Below are 1,982 nucleotides of genomic sequence, written 5' to 3'. Positions count from 1 at the left end.
CGGGCGCACAGGGACGGGGCGTCCGTCGGGCGTCGACGGCGGCCTCGGCCGGGTCCGGGCGTGCTCGCTGGTGCTGCGGTGGTACACCTCGCCGCGGACGGGGTGCCCGTCAACGCCCCGCACCCCGGCGGCGTCGACGACCTCGTGCCTGCGCTGCTCCGGCCACGGGCGCGAGGCGCGCACCCCGCCGGTGACCCGTCCGGGAGCGGCCCCTGGACCCGAGCCGGGCGCACTCCGCCGGAGCGCAGGCGTAGCCCTTCACTCGAAGGTGTGAGCGATTCCGCGGTTGCCGCGCAGCGGTGATATCTCGTTCCCACCACGACTCTCCGGACCGGTGCCGGCTCCTGGCGGAAGTCGGTCGGTGACCAGGAGGAGTGCGATGCGGGAACCAGACCAGGCCCAGTCCACCATTCCGCGCGGTGCGGAGGGACCGGCGGACGCGGAGGGCCTGCTGCTGCGCGTGGCGCGGGGCGACGAGGCCGCGTTCGGGCAGCTCTACGACGCCGTGTCGGGCTCGGTGTTCGGGCTCGTCCGCCGCGTGCTGCGCGACCAGGCGCAGTCGGAGGAGGTGTTCCAGGAGGTCATGCTGGAGGTGTGGCGGACCGCGAGCCGGTTCGACCCGGAGCGCGGCAAGGCCATGACCTGGATCCTCACGATGACGCACCGGCGCGCGGTCGACCGGGTGCGGTCCGCGCAGGCCAGTGCCGACCGCGACGGGCGGGTCGCGGCGCTGGAGGTGGGGACGCCGTTCGACGAGGTCGTCGAGCAGGTCGCCGAACGCCTGGAGCAGCGCAAGGTCCGGCGGTGCCTGCGGTCGCTGACCGAGCTGCAGCGCGAGTCCGTGCTGATGGCGTACTACCAGGGCTACACCTACCCGGAGGTGGCGAGCCTGCTCGGCGTCCCGCTCGGCACGGTGAAGACCCGGATGCGCGACGGCCTGATCCGGCTCCGCGACTGCCTGGGGGTCACGGCGTGAGCGTGCTGCCGGACGTGCACACGCTGACGGGGGTGTACGCGGTGAACGCCCTGCACGCGGCCGAGCGCGCGGAGTTCGAACGCCACCTGCCGCACTGCCCGCCGTGCGCCCAGGAGGTCGCCGGGCTGCAGGCCACCTCCTCCCTGCTCGGTGCGGGAACGGAGACCGAGCCGCCCGGCCACCTGCGGGAGCGTGTGCTCGGCGAGGTGAGCGCCACCCGCCAGGTGCCGCCGGCACCGGTGGTGGCACCCGTGCTCGTGCCGCCCCCGCGGGCACCGTGGCTGGTGCGGAGCAGCGTCCTCGCGGCGGCGGCCGGTGTGCTGGTCGTGGTCGTCCTGGGCGTCCAGGCCGTGCAGGCCGGCCGCGAGCTCGACGCCGTGCGGCAGTCGGCGGCCGGCTACAGCCAGGTGTCGGACCTGCTGAAGGCCCCCGACGTGCAGGTGCGCAACGAGACGGGGTCCGCGGGCGGGGAGGGGACGGTCGTGATGTCGCCGAGCCGGGACCGCGCGGTGTTCCTCGCCGAGGACCTGCCCTCGCTGGCCCCGGACCGCGCGTACCAGCTGTGGGTGGTCGGACCCGACGGGCCGCGGTCGGCGGGCCTGGTGCGGGACGAGCCCGTGGTCGCCGGCGGCCTGACCGGTGCGCGGGCGATCGCGCTGACCGTCGAGCCGAGCGGGGGATCGCCCGCCCCCACGACGACACCGGTGCTCGCGATCCCGATGGCGTGACGCGTCCCCGGCGAAGGGCCTGGCGGCACGCGTGATCGGCCGCCGTGACCGTCCCGTGTGGACGGACGGGTGTTCGTGCTGGTGGGCCCCTGTGCGCGAGCCGGTTGGTAACAGGTCGGTAACCGGACCCATCCGCCGCTCCCGGGGCGGCGAATCACCGGCATCAAGTGCCCGAACACCCTGGGAGATGTCTCGTCATGAACAAGACCGTCCGCAACACCGTCCTCGCCATCGGCGCCGCGTCGCTCGCCCTGTTCGGCGCGGCGTGCGGTTCGGGT

At 74.8% G+C, this 1,982-nt stretch carries 3 protein-coding genes; 2 read left to right on the top strand and 1 reads right to left on the bottom strand.

The window, feature by feature from the left end:
• The coding region (locus ACFWGZ_RS40730; RefSeq protein ID WP_382456929.1) for a hypothetical protein at positions 1-183 on the bottom strand (183 nt) is incomplete at its 3' end.
• Positions 184-379: 196 nt separating this feature from the next.
• On the opposite strand from ACFWGZ_RS40730, the gene ACFWGZ_RS40725 reads away from it, so the two are divergent.
• Together ACFWGZ_RS40725 and ACFWGZ_RS40720 are read left to right on the top strand one after the other, a co-directional pair.
• Positions 380-976, top strand: a complete 597-nt coding sequence (locus ACFWGZ_RS40725) for a sigma-70 family RNA polymerase sigma factor (RefSeq protein ID WP_382456928.1) — start codon at positions 380-382, stop codon at positions 974-976.
• The gene (locus ACFWGZ_RS40720; RefSeq protein ID WP_382456927.1) at positions 973-1,704 is read left to right on the top strand and encodes an anti-sigma factor domain-containing protein; all 732 of its coding nucleotides are present in this window, start codon (positions 973-975) and stop codon (positions 1,702-1,704) included. Before ACFWGZ_RS40725 ends, ACFWGZ_RS40720 begins: the two co-directional genes overlap by 4 nt.
• Positions 1,705-1,982 lie beyond the last annotated feature (278 nt).

The organism is Lentzea sp. NPDC060358 (assembly GCF_042725365.1).
GTDB lineage: Bacteria > Actinomycetota > Actinomycetes > Mycobacteriales > Pseudonocardiaceae > Lentzea.
Note: the sequence above shows the minus strand (reverse complement) of the source record. Positions and strands in the feature narration are given on the sequence as shown.